This window comes from Kitasatospora sp. NPDC001539 (assembly GCF_040298565.1).
Lineage (GTDB): Bacteria > Actinomycetota > Actinomycetes > Streptomycetales > Streptomycetaceae > Kitasatospora.
Genome location: NZ_JBEPAK010000001.1, coordinates 111,366 through 129,218 on the forward strand (window position 1 = coordinate 111,366; position 17,853 = coordinate 129,218).

The window sequence follows — 17,853 nt, forward strand, 5'->3', positions numbered from 1 at the left end:
CCGCCTATAGTGGCGCCATGACGGACCAGCGCCCCACCTCGGGCTTCCACGCCGCCAACGCCGACCCGGCCGTCACCGACCGGCTGACCGCCGCGCTGGACGTCCAGGCCGCCAACCCGGGCGTGCGCCGACTGCGCGAGTGGGCCCACGCGAGCCTGGCCGTACGCCCCGGTGACCGGGCGCTGGACGTCGGCGCCGGCACCGGCTCGGAGACCGTGGTGCTCGCCGAGGCCGTCGGCCCGGAGGGCACGGCGACCGGCCTGGAGCCCCACCCCGGCCTGCGCGCCGTCGCCGAACGGCGCGCCGCCGAGGCCGGCAGCCGGGCCGTCTTCCTCGACGGCGACGCGCTCGCCCTGCCGCTGCCCGACGCCGCGGTGGACGCGGTGTGGTGCGAGCGGGTCCTCCAGCACCTGACCGAACCGGACCGGGCCGTCGCCGAGATCGCCCGGGTGCTGCGGCCGGGCGGCCGGGTCGCCCTGCTCGACACGGACTGGGCCACCTTCGTGCTCCACCCGGCCGAGCCGGCGGTGCGATCCGCGCTGGCCGCCGTCACCCGGAGCGCCGCGGCCACGCCGGACGCCGGGCGCCGCCTCGCGGCGTGGCTGACCGGAGCGGGCCTGAGCGTCGACCACGCCGGCGCCGACGTCCTGCTGCACGATCCCCGTACAGTCAGCCTGCCCATCGTGCGGGGCCTGGCGGCCGCCGCCCTGGGCAAGGGCCTGATCTCCGAGGAGCAGCGCGACCGGCTGCACGCCGGCCTCACCGCCGCCGCCGAACGGGGCGCCTTCCACCTGTCGGTGACGATGTTCGCCGTGGTCGCCCACCGCCCCGCCTGACCGCCCGGGGGGCCGTCCGCGCGGCGCGGCACTGCCCGGAGCGCGTCAGGCCGTCCGGGAGTCGGCGGTGAGGGCCGTCAACAGCGGTTCCAGGAAGCGCTGTTCGAGCCGGCCCGGGGGGAGTTCGTCGGGTTCGACGTAGCTCTGGGCGAGGCCTCCCTCGCGGATGGCGATGAGCAGCCGGGCGAGTTCGTCGGCCTCCACGGTGAGGGTGCGGCCGGCCCGGGCCAGGTGCTCGGTGAGGGCGCGGGCGAGTTGGGCCCGCAGCCGGGCGTCGTGCTGGGCGAGCACCCAGGCGGCCTGGGGGTCGCGGATGGCGCGCAGGGTGAACTCGGTGGTGACGAGGTACCACTCGCGTTCGGCCGGTTCGACCTCGCAGAGGACGTCGACGAGGGCCCGCAGGGTGAGGTCCTCGCTGGCGATCGAGTCGACCAGCGCGGTCATCCGCTGGACGATCCGCTCGCTGTGGGCGTCGAAGAGCGCGAGGAAGAGCTCCTCCTTGCTGCTGAAGTTGGAGTAGAAGGCGCCCCGGGTGTAGCCCGCCCGTTCGCAGATCTGCTCGATGGTCGCGGCGTGGAAACCGGACTCGGCGAAGGTCTCCAGGGTCGCCTGGAGCAGGGCCGCCCGGGTGCGCGGCCGCCGTTTGGTCTCGCCCTTGGGCATCGGTGGTGTCCCCGTTCGCTCGAGAAGAAGGCCGATCGGATGCATTGGCGTATCGGATTCATCATTGTATCTTCTGGGGCCATGAGCACTCCCACCGCCTCGGGGGCCGGCACCCCGCTGCCCGCCTCGCTCGCCGCCGCCGTCGGACCGCTCCCGCCCGGCGTCACCTTCCCACTGCCGCCGACCTTCGACTCCGTCGAGCAGGAGCGCCGCTACCGCAAGGAGCAACTGGCCGCCGGCTTCCGGTTGTTCGGCCGCTTCGGCTTCTCCGAGGGGGTGGCCGGCCACATCACCGTCCGCGACCCGGAGCACCCCGACCGCTTCTGGGTCAACCCCTTCGGCATGCCGTTCGGCATGATCAGGGCCTCCGACCTGATCCTCGTCGACCACGAGGGCACCCTGCTGCACGGCAGCCGGCCGGTGAACCGGGCCGCGTTCGTGATCCACTCCCAGGTGCACGCCGCGCGACCGGACGCGATCGCCGCCGCCCACGCCCACTCGCTGCACGGCAAGGCCTTCTCCAGCCTCGGCATCCTGCTGGACCCGCTGACCCAGGACGCCTGCGCCTTCTTCGAGGACCACGGGCTGTACAGCGACTACCGGGGCGTCGTCAACGAGGTCGACGAGGGCAAGCGGATCGCCGGGGCGCTCGGCCCGCACAAGGCGGTGATCCTCCAGAACCACGGCCTGCTGACGGTCGGCCAGTCGGTCGCCGAGGCCGTCTGGTGGTTCGTCACCATGGAGCGCTCGTGCCAGGCCCAACTGCTCGCGATGGCGGCCGGCACCCCGAAGCCGATCGACCGCGAGACCGCACTGATCACCCGTGGCCAGATCGGCAGCAACCTGGCCGGCTGGTTCCAGGCGCAACCGCTGTTCGAACAGATCGGCGCGAGCGACCCGGACCTGGCGGACTGACCGGCCGAGGAGCGAGGACACCCGGAATGGACCAGGAACCGCGGATCGCGGTCTTCGGCGCCGGCAGCATCGGCTGCCACCTCGGGGGCATGCTGGCCGCCGCCGCGGACGTCACCCTGATCGGCCGACCGGCCCCCATGGCGGAGATCGAGCGGAACGGGCTGACGCTCACCGGCCCCGGCGAGGCGCGCCGACACGTCCGGAGGCTCGCCACGGCGACCGGCGCGAGCGCCGCCGCGCGGGCGGACTTCGTGCTGGTGACCGTGAAGTCCGCCGACACCGCGGCGGCCGCCCGGGAACTGGCCGGCCACCTCGCGCCGCACGCGGTGGTGATCAGCTTCCAGAACGGCCTGCGCAACCCCGGGGTGCTGCGCGCCGAACTCCCCGGCCGCCCGGTGCTCGCCGGGATGGTGCCGTACAACGTGGTGCGCAGCGGGCCGGCCGCCGTGCACCAGGGCAGCGGCGGTGCGCTGACGGTCGAGGACGACCCGGCCGCCCGTCCGTTCGCGGCGGCGGCCCGGGCCGGCGGCCTCGACCTGACGCTGCACCCGGACATGCCGTCCGTCCAGGCGGCGAAGCTGCTGATGAACCTCAACAACGCGGTCAACGCCCTGTCCGGGCTCCCGCTGCGCGAACAGCTCGGCACCCGGGCGTACCGGGCGTGCCTGGCCCGGTGCCAGCGGGAGGCCCTCGCCGCCTTCCGCGCGGCGGGCATCGTGCCGGCCCGGGTCGGACCGGTGCCACCGCGCTGGACGCCGGTGGTGCTCGGGCTGCCCGACGCGCTGTTCCGCCGGCTGGCCGCCGCCGGCCTGCGGATCGACGCGCGGGCCCGCTCGTCCATGTGGGATGACCTGCGGCGCGGCCGACCGACCGAGATCGACGCGCTCCAGGGCGAGGTCATCGCGCTGGCCGGGCGGCACGGGCTGGCGGCGCCGGCCAACACCCGCCTGGCCGCGCTGGTCCGCGAGGCCGAGCGGGCAGGTCCGGGCGCCGCGCGGAGCTGGTCGGGCCGGGAGCTGCTCGCCGAGCTCGGGGGGTGACGCCCCCGGGGGTACGGCGTACGCGACCGCTACGGTGCGACGTACTCGACGGTCTGCATCATGCCGAGGTCCTCGTGCTGCAGCTGGTGGCAGTGGGCGACGGTGCTGCCGGTGAAGTCCTCGTACCTGACCAGGAAGGTGACCTGGTCCCCGGGCCTGCCGCCGGCCAGGCCGACGGTGTCGTGCCAGACCGGCGGGTCGAGCCGCTGGCCGTTGCGGTGGGTGACCAGGACGTGGTTGGTGTGCAGGTGGAAGGGGTGGTTGAAGCCCGCTCGGGAGTCGTCGGTGCGCACGGTCCACCGTTCGACGGTGCCGAGCGGCAGGGTGTGGTTGACGTAGTCGGGGTCGAACAGGCCGTGGGCCGGGTCCCGGGCCGGGTCGCCGTCGGGGTCGGCGGCGGGGGTGGCGTGGGTCCCCAGGACGCGGAAGGCGTTGGGGAACGGCTCGGGGAAGACGCCCGGATCGGTGTGGAAGACCACCTCGCGGTCCGCGTGCGGGTTGGTGATGTCGTCCTCGTCGAGGAACGGCTTGCCGGGCGGCAGCTCGGTTGGCAGCGCCATCGGCGGGTCGACGGGCTCTCCCGCCACCTCGACCGTCATCAGGGGTCCGGGCACGCCGTCGGCCCGCAGCTCGTACCGTCCTGGTCCGTCGCCCCGGACCAGGACGTCGGCGCGGTTGCCCATGGCCAGGCTCACCGTGTCGGTGGCGACGGTGGCCGGGAAGGTCACGCCGTCCTGGGCGATCTGGTGGAAGGCGAGGTCCCCTGCGTCGCCGGTGAGCCGCAGCGGTAGAGCGGTGAACGCGGTCGCGGCCACCAGCCGCCAGCGCTGCACCTCCCCCGGGCGCAGCGTCAGGGTGGGGTTGACCTCGCCGTTGACGGTGAGGGTGGCCGGGACGGCGGCGAGCGCTCCGCCGGAGGTGAAGTCGGGGACCCTGCCGTCCTGGAGCCTGAGTTCGTTGACGCAGACGACGAGGTCGGCGGCCGCCTTGATCTCGGGCACGTCGTCGACGTCGCCCTCGACGATCAGCACCCCGGCGAGGCCGCCGACGACCTGGACGGACGTGGCGCCGTGCAGGTGGGGGTGGTACCAGTAGGTGCCGGCCGGGTGGTCCGCCGGGATGTCGATGACGGTCTGGTACTGCGGTTCCGGGGCGCCGGCGTCGACCTCGTCGGCGGTGCGCGGGGCGAACTCGCGCTGGACGTTGTCGGCGTCCCCGGACGGGGAGACGTGCAGGCCGTGGGTGTGCAGGTTGACGCTGTTGAAGCGGTGCGGCTGGTTGTGGCCGCCGCTGTGGGGCTCGTTCGGGGGCAGCCCGTTGACGTGGGTCAGGCGCAGGGTGTCCCCGCCGCGCACCCGCAGGGTCGGCCCCGGGATCGCGCCGTTGTAGGTGCGCGTGGTGACCGGCCCGTAGCCCGGGATCGTGAGGTCGGTGAACCGGACGTCGAGCGTCTGCTCGACCACCTGGGGCGCGGGGTCGGAGACCGACCGCGCGGCCCGGACGGTGACGGGCTGCGGGAACCGCGCCGCCGCCACCGCGCGCCAGTGCTCGGGGATCCGGTGGGGCGCGGCCAGGAGGACGGCCGTGGGGATCGCCTTGAGCACCGATCGACGACTGATTCCGACATTTTCGCTCATGGCCGGGCAATCTAGATCAGATTGTCACAGGCCTCCGGAAGGCACACCGCACGGCCACCCGTCGGCCACCCGTCGGCCACCGGTCGGCCCGGGGACGGCCCGTCAGATGGACCCCGGTCAGGGCCGAGGCCTCCGCTGACGGCCCCAGGGGAGGTGACGATCGCTCGCCGCGACGGCGCCGCAGAGGACGTCACCGACCGGCCGACGGCCTGGCGCCGCCGGGCCGGACCCCCAGGAGGCGGCGCCAGCGCGGTAGTTCGGTGCCGCAGCAGGTGACGGCGAGGAGGCTGACCAGCACCGCCGCCCAGGCCGGGAGCAGCAGCCAGGCGGCGGTGACGGCGCCCGCGAGTTCGGCGAGCACCATGAGAACGGTGACCCAGCCGGGCACCGCGACGACCGTGCCCGGCTTGTCGCCCGGCGTCTGCAGAACGGCCGGGACGCCGATCAGCAGGACGTCCACGGCGATCGCCAGCAGCACGGAGTGCGGCCAGAGCGCGATCGGCAGGCCGATCCAGCCCACCAGTTCCAGGCCGGCTCTCAGCCCCGTGGCGTACCGGGGCTCGCCAGGCCGCTCGGCATGCTGCTCGTCCTGCGGGCCGCGCGCGGCCGCCTCGTTCCCGCCGGTTCTGCCCGACTCCTGTCCTTGACCCGCCATCAGTTGCCCCCCGTTCGCCGTGGCCGGAACGTTTCGCTGCGCATGCTAGCGCCGTCCGCGTGACGGCCGAGCCCCCGTCAAGGACTTGGTATGAGCACGGCAAAGGCTTCGCTCCACCGCGTCCGCACGTCTGGACCGACCGACCGGCCGGCTGGTGTGGTGTCGGCGCTCCACCAACGCACGGATCCACCCCGCACGGATCCACCCCGCACAGATCCACCGCGCCCGGACGCACCACGCCCGGGCGCACCCCCACGGATTGAACCTCCCACACCCTCACACTCGGGAGCAGACGCATGCGCAAGCCGTTCAAGGCCGCCGCCCACACCCTCACCGCGCTGGCCCTGGCCGCTTTCGGCACCACCACGCTGGCCACCGGAGCCTCGGCGCAACCCGCCCCGGCGCCCGCCCACTCCGGGCTCAAGCCGCTCCACCCCGGCTCCGCCCAGCGGCCCGCCGCGACCACGAGCAACACCCTCTCGGTCCGTTCCAGCGCCTCCCAGGGCGTGGTCTCCCCGACCCCGAAGGTCTACCTGGTCTTCTGGGGCTCCCAGTGGTCCTCCGACCCGGCCGGAGTCGCCCCCGACATGCAGAAGATGTTCAACGGCCTGTACGGCAGCCAGGACACCTGGGGCACCATCCTCGACCAGTACTGCGAGGGCGTCGCCAAGGGCACCACCAACTGCGGCACCTCGGGCGTCCACGTCCAGCACCCGACCTCCTCCCCGCTGGCCGGCGTCTGGTTCGACAACGCCACCGCCGCTCCCGGCAGCGCGACCAGCGCCCAGATCGCCGCCGAGGCCGGCAAGGCCGCCGCCCACTTCGGCAACACCACCCAGGCGCCCAACCTCAACGCCCAGTACGTCGTGGTCTCCGCGACCGGCACCCACCCGGACGGCTTCCCCAACAGCGGCTTCTGCGCCTGGCACGACAAGACCAGCAGCGCCTACGGCACACTCGCGTACACCAACCTGCCGTACATCCCCGACACCGGCGCCGGCGCCTGCACCACCTTCACGGACGGGCGGCTGCTCTCCGGCATCGAGTCCACCGAGACCCACGAGTACGCCGAGACCGTCACCGACTTCTGGCCCAGCATCGGCTGGAACGGCGGCGGCGGAGAGATCGGCGACGAGTGCCAGAACCTCGACGCCTACGTCACCCTCAGCACCGGCACCTTCGACCTCCAGGGCCTGTGGTCGAACAGCGCCAACAAGTGCGTGACCCACGGCTGACGGGTCGGACCGGAGCGCGGGCCCGCCGGGGCCCGCGCTTCCCCGCCGGGGCACCGGAAGGAGGAGGGCCGGGCGGCTCGAGCTCCCGGGGCGACCGGCGCGGAGGACTGACGGAGTGAAGGGCCCGGCCCCCGCTCCGCGACGATGCGGCTCACGGTTTCCGGTCACGGCTCCCGGTCCAGGGCCTGCGGGCGGCGTGCCCGCCGCTCGGGCCGCCGGTGGCCCACCACGGCCCACACCGTCTTGCCGCCGTCGGGCAGCGGGTGCGCCCCGTAGCGGTCGGCCAGCGCGGAGACCAGCCGCAGCCCGCGGCCTCCCGGCTCGCCGGGCTCCGGCAGGCGACGGACCGGGAGCCGGGGATCGCCGTCGCGGACGTCCACCCGGACCCGTCCGTCCTGGGCGCGGAGGACGAGCAGGGGCCGCTCCCCGGTGTGCCGGAGCGCGTTGGTGACGAGTTCGGAGACGATCAGCAGGACGTCGTCCAGGAACTCCGGGTCGCCGGCGTGACCGGTGACCTCCAGGGCACGGCGGGTGACGACTCGCGCGGTGGCGATCTGCCCGGGTCCTCGTCCCAGCCGCACGGCGAATCCCACCGCCGCGTCCGCGGGCGCGGCCATCAGGGCCAGCGGAGGAGGTCTGGACATCTCGGCCTCCAGAACCGGAGCGGGTCGTTCACGCCTCGGGTACCCGGCCGCGGTTCGCCCATTCGCCCGATCCGGACCGCGTTCGGTTCCCGCTCGGCGGGGCGGAGCGTCGTACCCGGCGCGGCCGCCCGGGGATGCGGCGTCCCGTCCACCGTGCGTACCTGGTCTCGGAACGGGTTGGAGCGACTGCGGAGGACGCGATGGGCTTGCCGCTTTCCGTCGGCCATGTGCTCGTGCGGCTGGAGGACGGCGAGCCCGGGGCGGCGGATGCCGTCCTGGACCTGCTGGAGGCCCTCTTCCCGACGCACACCGGCCGCGGGCTGACCCGGATCGGGAACGTGTGGGAGGACCCGCCCACGCTGACCTCCGAGAGCACCTGGACGGTGGCCGAGCCCCGGCCCGGCGGTGCCTCGCCCGGCCCCGGTCCGGGCCCCGCGGTGAGCGCCTCGCAGGCGTTCGACGTCCATCACGGCGCCCCGCCCGGGCGACGGGCCGGGCCGGCGGGCGGGGTCACCGCGGAGTTGCTCGGCGCCCCGGAGGACGTCGAGGTGATGCTGCGCACCCTCACCGGCTGCTGCTCGGCGCAGGAGGAGGGGCGCCGGCAGGAGGGGCCGCAGCTGGTGGTGCGACTGCGGCTCGGGCCCGCCGGAAGCCCACCCGGGTAGCCACGCGGGCGGCAGGGGCTCGGGTGCTCGACGGCCGGGCCCGCGCGGGCGGCGTCGGGCCGGGCCCACCGAGCGGCCGCGGGCCGTCACCCGGTCACCCCCGGAGGGCGGCGAGTCGGCGGCGGGCGGGGTGCAGCGAGCGGCCCCGGCTGGGGGCGTCCCGCCACGGATCGGCCTCGAGCAGTCGGTCGACGGTGGCGAGCGTCCAGCGCTGCGGGGTGAGGTCCGGGTCCGCCACGTCGTCCCAGCCGACCGGGGCGGCCACCGGGGCGCCCGGCAGGGCCCGTACGGCGTAGGGGGCGACCGCGGTCTGGGCGTAGGCGTTGCGCTGGAGGTCCAGGTAGAGCCGGCCGGCCCGGGCGCGTTTCCTCGCCTCGGTGGTGAGCCGGTCGGGGTGGCGGGCGACCAGGAGGCCGGCCACCTCGCGGGCGAAGGAGCGGACCTCGTCGAAGTCGGCGCGGCGGTCCAGCGGAACCAGCACGTGCAGGCCGCGTGATCCGGTGGTCATGACGGCGGACGGCAGCCCCAGTTCGTCCAGGAGTTCGCGCAGCAGCAGTGCCGCCTCGCGGACCGGGGTGAACTCCTCGCCGGGCGGGTCGAGGTCGAAGACCAGCCGGTCCGGGTGGTCCGGCCGGTCGGCGCGGGAGAGGAACCGGTGCGGGGTGATGCAGGCCTGGTCGGCGAGGTAGAGCAGGGTGGCGGTGTCGTCGCAGACCGGGTACGTCACCGTGCCGTCCGCCTTGGGCAGTTCGGCCCGGTGCACCCAGGCGGGGAAGTAGCCGGGGACGTCCTTCTGCATGAAGGCCGGGGCGTCGATGCCGTCGGGGTGGCGCTCCAGCATCAGCGGCCGGCCGCGCAGCTGCGGCAGCATCCGACGGGCCACCGCCCGGTAGTGGTCGGCCAGTTGGGCCTTGGTGATGCCGTCCGCGGGGAACAGCACCTTGTCCGCGCGGTGGAGTTCGACGGTCCGACCGCCGGCGCGCAGCTGCCTGGTGGTCATCGCGGACTCCTCGTCTCCGGGCCGGCGGTCCGCCGGCGAGGGGGCTCAGGCGGCATCGCGGGTCTGCCGGAGGGTGTGCCCGGTCCGCACCGAGCGCGCCCGGGCCGGATCGGTCGTGCCGTCGGCGGCGGCGCCGGATCCGGCGTGCTTGACCAGCAGCCAGGCCTCCCGCTCCCCGGCGCCGTGCCGGATCCGGGTCAGTGAGTAGCCGCCGTGCAGTTTGTGTCCGTACAGGTGGAACGAGGCATGGCCGCGCTCCAGGGCGTCGGCGAGCGGGAGGTCGCGCCCGGTGCGGTCGGTGGACAGGTTGCGGTACGTGCCCTCGTCCCAGACGATCACCGTGCCGGCGCCGTAGCCGCCCTCGGCGATGACGCCCTCGAAGTCGCGGTACTCCAGCGGGTGGTCCTCGGTGGGCATGGCGAGCCGCTTGTCGTGCGGGTTGCGGGACGGGCCCTTGGGGACGGCCCAGGACTTGAGCACGCCGTCGACCTCCAGCCGGAAGTCGAAGTGCATCGCCGTCGCGTCGTGGAGTTGCACGACGAAGGACGGACGGCCCTCGGAGGGCGTTGTCCGGCCGCCCTCGGGCTCGGCGGTCCGGGCGAAGTCCCGGCGCCGGTGGTACTCGGCGAGGGTGTCCTTCATGTCTCCTCCGACTCCTCGGGGTCGCTCGGGCGACGGACCCGCTCTCCCGTCGTCGCCTGCCCCCGGTCCCCCGGCCGAAACGGGCGCCGCGGCGCCACGGCTCGCGCGGCCCCGGGGGCCTACGGCAGCCCGAGTTCGCACCAGACGGTCTTGCCCCTCCCCCACGGACGCCAGCCCCAGCACAGGGCGAGCCGGTCGAGCAGGTAGAGGCCCAGGCCACCGCGTTCGTCCGGGCCGTGCGGGGGCCGGGGCAGCGGGGGCCGCGGGCTGGAGTCGCTGACCTCGATCCGCATCCGGCCGGGGCCGCGGACGAGGAGCAGCGAGCCGGGTTCTCCGGCGTGGCGCAGGGCGTTGCCGACGAGTTCGGAGACCAGGAGGACGGCGTCGGCGATCACCAGCGGGTCCGGTACCCCGGCCAGGAAGTCGGCGGTGACCGAGCGCGCCTCGGCGACGATCCCGGGCGCCGCCCGGAGCGGCAGCCGCCGGGCACGGGCTCGGGCCGGTCGTGCGCAGCGGAGCGGTGTCCCCGTCACGCCCGTCCACCTCCCTCGGTCCTCCGCTGCCGGTGGCGCGGGCGGCCGCCGCCCTGCTGGTTCCGCGCCGCCCTCGGTGCTCCGACGCCACCCCTTCGGGGCGCGCCTACCCGGGCGGCCGGTCCCGACCCGGTGGGCGGCCGGAGGGCCTCGACGGCGGACGGGCTGATCCCGTGGCCGGCGCCGACCCGGCCGGGAGGTGGCGGTCGGTCAGCGGGCCACCGACGGCGGTCAGTCGGGTGGGGCGTCCCGGATCCGGAAGGCCTCGGTGGCACCGGTGAGTTCGAGCATCCGCAGGACCAGCGGCCGCGGCCGGGCCAGGTCGATCCGGCTGCCGTCGGCCACCGCCCGGGCCTGGGCGCGCAGCAGGGCGTTGAGGCCGGTGGAGTCGCAGAAGTCCAGGCCCGCGCAGTCGACCACCACCACGGTGCCGGGCGTCTCCAGCGCGGGGTCGAGGGCTGCCCGCAGTTCCGCGACCGAGTCGAGGTCGAGTTCGCCGCGGAGGGCGAGGACGGTCCCGCCGGCCCACGGTGTCGCGTCCACGGTGAACGGGCGCGGCGGCTCCTCGGGGGCGGAGTCCTGCTCGGCGGACCACCGGCGGGGCGGTTGCGGGGCCACGACGCTCCTCCTGGCGGTACCTCGGTGGCGACGGCCCCCGAGGCGCGGCTGTCCGCTGAGCGGCATCCGAAACCCGGGCCGCACGGAAAACCGGCACCCGGGCAGATGCTTGACAAGCTCAACCTTTCAGGCCTAGCGTGCCTCCCCGACAGTTATTTCATGACCTGAAGCATCGGCGCGCAGGACGCCCCGAAGCCCCGCGAGACCGCACCCCGGAGACCACGTTCATGACCCCGCTCGACCACGGCGCCGCCGTCGCCGCCGAGACCGCCCGCTTCGTCGCCGCCGTCCGGCAGGCCGACGCCGCCCTCCCGGTGCCCAGCTGCCCCGGCTGGACCCTCGGCGACCTCGTCCGCCACGCCGGGAGCGTGCAGCGCTGGTTCACCGTCCTGCTCCAGCAGCGGATCCAGGAACCGCCGCGCAGCCGGGACGTGGACCTGCGGCTGCCCGAGCGGCCCGAGGACTACCCGTCCTGGCTGGCCCAGGCCGCCGAGGAGGCGGCCGCGACCTTCGCCCGGACCGACCTCGACGCCCCGATGTGGGCCTGGGGCGCCGACCAGCACGCCCGGTTCTGGGTGCGCCGGATGCTGTTCGAGACGCTCGTGCACCGCGTCGACGCCGAGCTCGCGCTCGGTGCCGAACCCGCCGTCGAACCGGAGCTCGCGGCCGACGGCGTCGCCGAGTTCCTGACCAATCTGCCCTTCGCCGCCTTCTTCGCGCCCGCCACCGCCGAACTGCGCGGGGACGACCGCGCCATCCGGTTCAGCTCCGTCGACGGCGGTGGCGAGTGGCTGGTGCGCCTGCGCGCCGACGGCTTCGGCCTCGACCCGGACGGCGTCGGCGCGACCGCCGACGCCACCGTCCGGGCCACCGCCGCCGACCTGCTGCTCCTGCTGTACGGGCGGCTCGACCGCACCTCGGAGCGCGTCGAGCGGTCCGGCGACGAGGAGCTGCTGGCCCACTGGTTCGCCCACTCGTCCTTCTGACGGCGGTGACGGCGGCCGACCCGACAGCGGCGGTGACGGCGGCCGACCCTACGGCGGTGGCGGCGGCCGACGGCCTGGGCCCGGGGCCGTTCGCCCGAGCGGCCCCGCGCCGCCGGACGGCCCCGGGCCCGGCCGTCACCCCCGGATCAGCGACATCAGCTGGTCGTGGGTCACACCGTCGGCCGCCGCCACGAGCCCGCCGCCCGGCCCGCCGACCGGGCCGCCGTCGATTCCGGTGACCACGCAGCCGGCCGCCCGGCACAGGGCGATGCCGGCGGCGAAGTGCACGCTCCCGGAGAGGTCCCCGCCGTCGGTGACGTACGCGGCGCGCCTGCCCGCCGCGACCCAGGCCAGGGCGAGCGTCGTGGAGAGGACCCGCGGGCGGAACCGGGCCGCGAACCCCGGGTGCGCGAGCAGGTCCACCGCCCGGAAGGTCCCGGCGTGGGGGAAGGGCGGATCCAGGTTGACGTCGACGAGCCCACTGGCGGCCGTGGGCTCCAGCCGGGCGTCCGCGCCCTCGCTCCGGATCCAGGCGGTGGCACCGTCGGTGAAGAACACCTCGTTGCCGAACGGATCGGCCACCGCCGCCGCACCGCCGCGCAGCGCCACGTTGACGGCCACGGCCATGGTGCCGACGGCGTAGTTGAGGGTGCCGCACAGCGGATCCACCAACCACTGGCGCTCGGCCCGCGCCGATCCCTGCTGCCCGCCCTCCTCCCCCAGCACGGAGTCACCGGGCCGCGCGGCCCGGATGACGTCCAGGATCGCCTGCTCGGCCTCGACGTCGGCCGTGGTCGCGAAGTCCCCGGCCCCCTTGTCGATCCGGGCGAGCCGGCGGCCGTACAGCTCCCGCACCACGGTCGCGCCGGCCCGGACCGCGGCCACCGCGACCTCGGAATCGTCATGCCCCTCATACGAGTTGATCATGACTCGCAGGATAGCGAGGCCGGGCGCACCGCCGGACACGGGGTCGGCCGCGCAGCAACGGGACGACGGACCCGGCGGGATGGGAGGGCACGCCGGGCCGCGCCGCCGCTACGGTTCGACCCGGACCTTGTCCGCCTGCATGCCCTTCGGGCCCTCGACCGCCTCGAAGCTCACCTTCTGACCCTCCACCAGGGACTTGAACCCGCTCCCTTCGATCGCGCGGAAGTGCACGAACAGGTCTGGGCCGGAATCCGGGCTGATGAAGCCGTAACCCTTCTCGTCGTTGAACCACTTGACCGTGCCGGTCTGACGCTCCGCCATCTCTTCTCCTCCGCGATCGGGGCTCCGGTCCGGAGATCCTCTCACGGAGGGCGTCCGATCCGGCACGCACAGTGGTGGACGCCCGGGTCCAGGCGGTCGGCGTGCAGACCGGCGCATGCCGGTCAGGCGGTCGGCGGGGCGGACGCCGGGTCAGGCGGTCGGCGGGGCGCACGCCGGCTCAGGCAGTCGGCGCCAGGGTGCCGTCGAAGGTGGCCGCCGCGAGGCCGAAGGAGAGGGTCATGCCGATGCCGGAGGTGACGGAGAGGGCCCGCACCCCCGGCGCCAGGTCGCGCACCAGCAGCGGGCCGCGCGGGCTGCTGGCGTAGACGCCCTGCCAGCGTTCGAGGATCCGCAGGCGCTGGACGCCCAGCACGTCGGCGACGGCTCCGATCAACAGCTCGGCCGTGCGCTCGTCGACGAACGGCGGCGTGGTGGCGTCGTAGTGGTGCGAGTCGCCGACCAGCACGGTGCCGTCCGGAAGCCTGGTGAACATCACGTTGGCGCCGATCTCCAGCAGCTCCGCGCTGTGCCCCTGCACCTCCTCCCGCAGCCGGGCGGCCGACGGGCGGCCGGTGAAGGCGTCGTAGCGGAGCATCGAGGTGGCGGTCAGCACCGCGGCGTGGGTGCGGAAGGCGGCCGGGGCGGCGGCTCGCGCCATGGTGAGGCGGCAGCGCTGCATGCCGTGGTCCTCGGCGAGGTCGGGGAACAGGTAGTCCAGGTCGTGGCCGACGCAGATCAGGATCCGGTCGCCGTGGACCGGCCCGCGGGTGGTGTGGACCGTCCCGGACTCCACGCCGGTGACGGCGGTGCCCCAGAGGATCCGGCCGTGCGGCTGCTCCGCCACCCACCGGGCCAGGCCGGGCGCCGCTTCGCGCGGGTTGACCCGCAGGTCGGCGGGCAGCAGCGCGCCGCCCACCAGGCCGCCGGACCCGCTGCTGCCGCCGTCGCCCCGCGCCCCGCCGTCCGTGCGCCCGAGCAGGGCGGCCGTCTCGGCGGCGGTCCGCAGGCGGACGGCGTCGCCGCCGCGCTCGGCGCGCAGTTCCTCCAGGACGGCCGCCTCGGTCGCCGACCGGGCGACCACCAGGGTGCCGGCCTCCTCGGCCCAGATGCCCGAGGCCTTGGCCGCGCGCAGCCAGCCGGGCCGGGAGCGCTGGGCGAGGGCGAGCAGCTCGCCGTCCTGGGCGCTGATGCAGCAGTGGCCGAAGTTGCGGACCGAGGCGCCGACCGGCTGCCGGTCGCGGTCGAGGACGGTGACGGACAGTCCGTTGCTCAGCGCCTCGAAGGCGTGGGCCAGGCCGATGATCCCGGCGCCGACGATCACCACGTCGCTGCGGCCGGGGGTGCCGGCGGCGCGGATGCGGGTGGTGGCGGGGGCGGTGGTGGGTGTGCTGCTGCTCATGGCCCCAGGTTTCCGGCTGGTCGGCATCCGTGTCAACAGCTGTATGTACAAGTTATGCTGCGTTCATCCCGGCGACCGCTCGGGTATCACTGCAGCTCATCGCCCGGAATCTCCTACCGGACCGCCTTGAGAAGTGCCGCCTCGGAGTGTCATAGTCGACTTGTGAAGACAAGTGACGAGCTTCCTCTCCACCAACGGCTCGGCGCCGAGTTCCAGCGCCGCATCGCGGCCGGCGAGTGGCCCGAGGGCGAGCCGGTGCCCAGCGAGTCGCAGCTCTGCGCCGAGTTCGGCACCTCCCGGGGCCCGGTCCGCCAGGCCCTGGCCATGCTGCGCCGCGAGGGCAGCCTGGTCGGCGGGCGCGGCAAGCCCCCGGTCGCCCGCCGCGCGGCACCCTCCCAGCCGTTCGGCACCTTCCTGTCCTTCACCCAGTGGGCCCGCACCATCGGCCGCGAACCCGGACAGGCCACCCTCGAGGTGGCCCGCCGCCGGGCGAGCCCGGAGGCGGCCGCCCGGCTCGGCCTCGCCGAGGGCGAACCGGTCGTCGAACTGGTCCGGCTGCGGCTGCTGGACGGCGTACCGGCCATGCTGGAGCGCTCCACCTTCGTCCACGACGTCGGTCGCATCCTGTTCGACTTCGATCCGGATCACGGGTCCGTCTACGAGGAACTGCTGCGCCGCGACGTCGACCTCCACCACGCCCGGCACACCATCGACGCGGTCGCCGCCGAGCCGGGCGACGCCGAACCGCTGCGGGTCGCCGTCGGCGCGCCCCTGCTGCGGGTGCGGCGGCTCACCGCGTCGAGCCGGGGCGTGCCGCTGGAGGACGCGGACGACCGGTACCTGCCCGCCATGGCCACCTTCACCATCGAGAACGCCATCAACGGCCCGACCGTCATCGGCCGTTACCACACCGAAGAGGACTGACACCGTGATCGAGCTCGTGGCCCTGGACATGGCCGGCACCACCATCGACGAGGGCGGGGCCGTCTACCGGGCCCTGCGCACCGCCGTCGAGCGCACCGGGGTGCCGGTCGCGGACACCGACCTCCAGACCTGGATGGGCACCGACAAGCGCGAGGCCATCGCCGCCCTGGTCCGCCTCGGCGGCGGCACCCCGACCCCGGAACTCGTCGAGGAGGGCTACGCGGCCTTCCGGGAGTTCCTCCGCGAGGCCTACCGGACCACTCCCCCGCGAGCCATAGCCGGCGTCGAGGAGACGCTGGCCGAGCTGCGCCGACGCGGCATCAAGGTCGCCCTGACCACGGGATTCAGCGACGACGTCGCGTACCCGCTGCTGGAGTCGCTCGGCTGGTCCGCCGGTGAGGGCGGCAACCTCGACGCGGTGGTCACCTCGGACGAGGTGCCGCGCGGGCGCCCGGCGCCCCACATGATCCACCGGGCGATGGAGAGGACCGGGGTCATCGACACCCGGCGGGTCCTGGCCGCCGGCGACACCGTGGTCGACGTCGAGGCGGGCACCAACGCCGGTGCCGGGGTGGTGGTCGGCGTGCTGACCGGCGAGCTGACCCGCGCCGACTTCGACGGTCACCCGTACACCCACGTCCTGGACAGCGTCGCCGACATCCCCTCGCTGCCCGAGGTCCGGCCGGCCGGCTGACCCCGGGCCGGGGCGCCGGAGGAGGTCCGCACGGCGCCCCGGCCGCCGCCCGGCCCGGCCCGCACGGCGGGGCAGGTCCGGCCTCTTCGGACGCCGGTCCGTGCCCGCGCCACGGGGGACCGGAACACCCCTGATATCGCTGGCGATCGCCGTCCCGCGTGCCGCAGACTCGGGGCGAGCACTTTTCGGACCGGAGGACGATTTCCATGGTTGACCAGCCCTTGACGCTGATGGCAGTCCACGCCCACCCCGACGACGAGGCCACCGGCACGGGGGGTGTGCTGGCCCGCTACGCGGCCGAGGGCATCCGTACGGTCCTCGTCACGTGTACCGACGGCGCCTGCGGCGACGGGCCGGGCGGCGTCAAGCCGGGCGAGCCCGGCCACGACCCGGCGGCCGTCGCCGCGCTGCGCCGGGCGGAACTCCGCGCCAGCTGCGACGTCCTCAAGGTCGGCCACCTGGAGATGTTGGACTACGCCGACTCCGGGATGATGGGCTGGGCGACCAACGACGCGCCCGGCTCCTTCTGGCGGACGCCCGTCGAGGAGGGTGCCGCCCGCCTCGCCGAACTGATCCGGCACTACCGGCCCGACGTGGTCGTGACCTACGACGAGAACGGCTTCTACGGCCACCCCGACCACATCCAGGCGCACCGCATCACCATGGCGGCGCTGGCGATGACCGAGACGACGCCGAAGGTCTACTGGACGACCGCGCCGCGCTCGGCGATGCAGCGGTTCGGGGAGGTCATGCGCGAGTTCGGCGCGGACTGGGAGGCGCCGGAGGACGGGGACGCGTCGCAGTCCGACGCGATGCCCGAGATCGGCCTCCCCGACGAGGAGGTCACCACCTGGGTGGACACCACCGCGTTCGGCGGCCAGAAGTACGACGCGCTGGCCGCGCACGCCAGCCAGGGCGAGAACATCTTCTTCCTGCGGATGGGCAAGGAGCGGTTCACCGAGCTGATGGGCGTGGAGACCTTCGTGCGCGTCCAGGACACCACCGGCGCGCCCGTCCCGGAGAACGACCTCTTCGCCGGCCTGCGCTGAGCCCCTCGTGATCCCCGCGGTTCCTCCCGCCCGCTCGGCCCGGGCGGGGGGAACCGCGGGGGACGCGTCCCGCGTCGGAACGGGTGTACGCCCACCGGCCGCCGGGGCCGGGCGGGCCGGGGGAACGGGGGCCTTCGACGTGCTGATCGCGCTGGTACTCCTCGCCGCGGGCGCCGGCCTGGTCCTGATGGGCGTCCACAAGCTGACCACGGCGGTGCCCACGTGCGACGGCCGGCCCATGTCGCCCGAGGACGTCTGCCACCCGCGCGTCACCGGCTCCTTCGGCGACGGCATGCCCGAGCCCCACTCCTCCACCTACCAGGAGCAGTTGGACAACCTCACCAGCGGCGGCTGGACCGCCCTCGGCATCGGCGTGGTCCTGCTGGCGCTCGGGGTCCTGGTCGCCGTCGCCTGGGCGGCCTCCCGGGACTGAACCGGCGGGCGCGCCGCGAACGGGATCGGCCGGTGTA

General features: G+C 74.8%; 21 protein-coding genes. 10 read left to right on the forward strand and 11 right to left on the reverse strand.

Going from position 1 to position 17,853, the window contains the following annotated elements; translation table 11 throughout:
- Positions 1-17 precede the first annotated feature (17 nt).
- Positions 18-836, forward strand: coding sequence for a methyltransferase domain-containing protein (locus ABT247_RS00495; RefSeq protein WP_350735606.1), 819 nt, complete (start codon positions 18-20; stop codon positions 834-836).
- Between the two features lie 45 nt (positions 837-881).
- Here the strand turns inward: ABT247_RS00495 and ABT247_RS00500 are convergent, their stop codons facing one another.
- Complete coding sequence (locus ABT247_RS00500; protein WP_350735609.1) at positions 882-1,499, reverse strand: TetR/AcrR family transcriptional regulator; 618 nt, start codon at positions 1,497-1,499, stop codon at positions 882-884.
- An 81-nt stretch (positions 1,500-1,580) separates the two neighbouring features.
- Between ABT247_RS00500 and ABT247_RS00505 the strand changes: the two genes are divergently transcribed.
- Together ABT247_RS00505 and ABT247_RS00510 are read left to right on the forward strand one after the other, a co-directional pair.
- A complete protein-coding gene (locus tag ABT247_RS00505) occupies positions 1,581-2,414 on the forward strand; it encodes a class II aldolase/adducin family protein (RefSeq protein ID WP_350735612.1) in 834 nt (277 codons plus the stop codon).
- Between the two features lie 26 nt (positions 2,415-2,440).
- Positions 2,441-3,454, forward strand: a complete 1,014-nt coding sequence (locus tag ABT247_RS00510) for a 2-dehydropantoate 2-reductase (protein ID WP_350735616.1) — start codon at positions 2,441-2,443, stop codon at positions 3,452-3,454.
- 29 nt (positions 3,455-3,483) lie between these two features.
- Here ABT247_RS00510 and ABT247_RS00515 read toward each other — a convergent pair whose 3' ends face one another.
- Both ABT247_RS00515 and ABT247_RS00520 read right to left on the reverse strand, forming a co-directional pair.
- Positions 3,484-5,091, reverse strand: coding sequence for a multicopper oxidase family protein (locus ABT247_RS00515; protein ID WP_350735619.1), 1,608 nt, complete (start codon positions 5,089-5,091; stop codon positions 3,484-3,486).
- A 190-nt stretch (positions 5,092-5,281) separates the two neighbouring features.
- Complete coding sequence (locus ABT247_RS00520) at positions 5,282-5,746, reverse strand: hypothetical protein (RefSeq protein WP_350735622.1); 465 nt, start codon at positions 5,744-5,746, stop codon at positions 5,282-5,284.
- A gap of 296 nt (positions 5,747-6,042) precedes the next feature.
- Between ABT247_RS00520 and ABT247_RS00525 the strand changes: the two genes are divergently transcribed.
- On the forward strand, positions 6,043-6,981 hold the full coding sequence (locus ABT247_RS00525; RefSeq protein WP_350735625.1) for a hypothetical protein: 939 nt from the start codon (positions 6,043-6,045) through the stop codon (positions 6,979-6,981).
- A gap of 164 nt (positions 6,982-7,145) precedes the next feature.
- On the opposite strand, the gene ABT247_RS00530 is transcribed toward ABT247_RS00525, so the two are convergent.
- Positions 7,146-7,625: an ATP-binding protein gene (locus ABT247_RS00530; protein ID WP_350735628.1), complete on the reverse strand. Its 480-nt coding sequence runs from the start codon at positions 7,623-7,625 to the stop codon at positions 7,146-7,148.
- 200 nt (positions 7,626-7,825) lie between these two features.
- Here ABT247_RS00530 and ABT247_RS00535 point away from each other — a divergent pair, with 200 nt between their 5' ends.
- On the forward strand, positions 7,826-8,290 hold the full coding sequence (locus ABT247_RS00535; RefSeq protein WP_350735631.1) for a hypothetical protein: 465 nt from the start codon (positions 7,826-7,828) through the stop codon (positions 8,288-8,290).
- A gap of 94 nt (positions 8,291-8,384) precedes the next feature.
- On the opposite strand, the gene ligD is transcribed toward ABT247_RS00535, so the two are convergent.
- From ligD to ABT247_RS00555, 4 genes are all read right to left on the reverse strand, one after another.
- Positions 8,385-9,290, reverse strand: a complete 906-nt coding sequence (gene ligD / locus ABT247_RS00540) for a non-homologous end-joining DNA ligase (protein WP_350735633.1) — start codon at positions 9,288-9,290, stop codon at positions 8,385-8,387.
- A gap of 45 nt (positions 9,291-9,335) precedes the next feature.
- Entirely contained in the window at positions 9,336-9,932 is a 597-nt protein-coding gene (locus tag ABT247_RS00545) for a DNA polymerase ligase N-terminal domain-containing protein (protein ID WP_350735636.1), read from the reverse strand.
- Positions 9,933-10,051: 119 nt separating this feature from the next.
- Positions 10,052-10,465 carry an ATP-binding protein gene (locus ABT247_RS00550; protein WP_350735639.1) on the reverse strand — a complete coding sequence of 138 codons (414 nt, stop codon included), beginning with the start codon at positions 10,463-10,465 and terminating at the stop codon, positions 10,052-10,054.
- A gap of 231 nt (positions 10,466-10,696) precedes the next feature.
- Positions 10,697-11,083 carry an STAS domain-containing protein gene (locus ABT247_RS00555; RefSeq protein ID WP_350735641.1) on the reverse strand — a complete coding sequence of 129 codons (387 nt, stop codon included), beginning with the start codon at positions 11,081-11,083 and terminating at the stop codon, positions 10,697-10,699.
- Positions 11,084-11,310: 227 nt separating this feature from the next.
- On the opposite strand from ABT247_RS00555, the gene ABT247_RS00560 reads away from it, so the two are divergent.
- On the forward strand, positions 11,311-12,069 hold the full coding sequence (locus ABT247_RS00560) for a maleylpyruvate isomerase family mycothiol-dependent enzyme (protein WP_350735643.1): 759 nt from the start codon (positions 11,311-11,313) through the stop codon (positions 12,067-12,069).
- A gap of 135 nt (positions 12,070-12,204) precedes the next feature.
- Here ABT247_RS00560 and ABT247_RS00565 read toward each other — a convergent pair whose 3' ends face one another.
- The 3 genes from ABT247_RS00565 to ABT247_RS00575 all read right to left on the reverse strand — a co-directional run bounded on the left by ABT247_RS00565 (position 12,205) and on the right by ABT247_RS00575 (position 14,716).
- Complete coding sequence (locus ABT247_RS00565; protein ID WP_350735646.1) at positions 12,205-12,996, reverse strand: inositol monophosphatase family protein; 792 nt, start codon at positions 12,994-12,996, stop codon at positions 12,205-12,207.
- Positions 12,997-13,104: 108 nt separating this feature from the next.
- Positions 13,105-13,317 (reverse strand): cold-shock protein, encoded by a 213-nt coding sequence (locus ABT247_RS00570; protein WP_350735649.1) that lies wholly within the window; start codon positions 13,315-13,317, stop codon positions 13,105-13,107.
- Positions 13,318-13,495: 178 nt separating this feature from the next.
- The gene (locus ABT247_RS00575) at positions 13,496-14,716 is read right to left on the reverse strand and encodes a TIGR03364 family FAD-dependent oxidoreductase (RefSeq protein ID WP_350735652.1); all 1,221 of its coding nucleotides are present in this window, start codon (positions 14,714-14,716) and stop codon (positions 13,496-13,498) included.
- Positions 14,717-14,878: 162 nt separating this feature from the next.
- Between ABT247_RS00575 and ABT247_RS00580 the strand changes: the two genes are divergently transcribed.
- The 4 genes from ABT247_RS00580 to ABT247_RS00595 all read left to right on the forward strand — a co-directional run bounded on the left by ABT247_RS00580 (position 14,879) and on the right by ABT247_RS00595 (position 17,816).
- Entirely contained in the window at positions 14,879-15,640 is a 762-nt protein-coding gene (locus ABT247_RS00580; RefSeq protein ID WP_350735655.1) for a GntR family transcriptional regulator, read from the forward strand.
- Positions 15,641-15,644: 4 nt separating this feature from the next.
- Positions 15,645-16,334 carry a phosphonatase-like hydrolase gene (locus ABT247_RS00585; protein WP_350735657.1) on the forward strand — a complete coding sequence of 230 codons (690 nt, stop codon included), beginning with the start codon at positions 15,645-15,647 and terminating at the stop codon, positions 16,332-16,334.
- 206 nt (positions 16,335-16,540) lie between these two features.
- A complete protein-coding gene (locus tag ABT247_RS00590; protein WP_350735660.1) occupies positions 16,541-17,383 on the forward strand; it encodes a PIG-L family deacetylase in 843 nt (280 codons plus the stop codon).
- A gap of 139 nt (positions 17,384-17,522) precedes the next feature.
- The gene (locus ABT247_RS00595; protein ID WP_350735663.1) at positions 17,523-17,816 is read left to right on the forward strand and encodes a hypothetical protein; all 294 of its coding nucleotides are present in this window, start codon (positions 17,523-17,525) and stop codon (positions 17,814-17,816) included.
- The last annotated feature ends 37 nt before the right edge of the window (positions 17,817-17,853 follow it).

Coding starts and splice junctions, on each gene's coding strand:
- ABT247_RS00535 (WP_350735631.1), top strand. CDS start 7,826: ATGGGCTTGCCGCTTTCCGTCGGCCATGTGCTCGTGCGGCTGGAGGAC.
- ligD (WP_350735633.1), bottom strand. CDS start 9,290: ATGACCACCAGGCAGCTGCGCGCCGGCGGTCGGACCGTCGAACTCCAC.
- ABT247_RS00500 (WP_350735609.1), bottom strand. CDS start 1,499: ATGCCCAAGGGCGAGACCAAACGGCGGCCGCGCACCCGGGCGGCCCTG.
- ABT247_RS00565 (WP_350735646.1), bottom strand. CDS start 12,996: ATGATCAACTCGTATGAGGGGCATGACGATTCCGAGGTCGCGGTGGCC.
- ABT247_RS00570 (WP_350735649.1), bottom strand. CDS start 13,317: ATGGCGGAGCGTCAGACCGGCACGGTCAAGTGGTTCAACGACGAGAAG.
- ABT247_RS00575 (WP_350735652.1), bottom strand. CDS start 14,716: ATGAGCAGCAGCACACCCACCACCGCCCCCGCCACCACCCGCATCCGC.
- ABT247_RS00525 (WP_350735625.1), top strand. CDS start 6,043: ATGCGCAAGCCGTTCAAGGCCGCCGCCCACACCCTCACCGCGCTGGCC.
- ABT247_RS00515 (WP_350735619.1), bottom strand. CDS start 5,091: ATGAGCGAAAATGTCGGAATCAGTCGTCGATCGGTGCTCAAGGCGATC.
- ABT247_RS00545 (WP_350735636.1), bottom strand. CDS start 9,932: ATGAAGGACACCCTCGCCGAGTACCACCGGCGCCGGGACTTCGCCCGG.
- ABT247_RS00505 (WP_350735612.1), top strand. CDS start 1,581: ATGAGCACTCCCACCGCCTCGGGGGCCGGCACCCCGCTGCCCGCCTCG.
- ABT247_RS00560 (WP_350735643.1), top strand. CDS start 11,311: ATGACCCCGCTCGACCACGGCGCCGCCGTCGCCGCCGAGACCGCCCGC.
- ABT247_RS00520 (WP_350735622.1), bottom strand. CDS start 5,746: ATGGCGGGTCAAGGACAGGAGTCGGGCAGAACCGGCGGGAACGAGGCG.
- ABT247_RS00590 (WP_350735660.1), top strand. CDS start 16,541: ATGGTTGACCAGCCCTTGACGCTGATGGCAGTCCACGCCCACCCCGAC.
- ABT247_RS00530 (WP_350735628.1), bottom strand. CDS start 7,625: ATGTCCAGACCTCCTCCGCTGGCCCTGATGGCCGCGCCCGCGGACGCG.
- ABT247_RS00495 (WP_350735606.1), top strand. CDS start 18: ATGACGGACCAGCGCCCCACCTCGGGCTTCCACGCCGCCAACGCCGAC.
- ABT247_RS00510 (WP_350735616.1), top strand. CDS start 2,441: ATGGACCAGGAACCGCGGATCGCGGTCTTCGGCGCCGGCAGCATCGGC.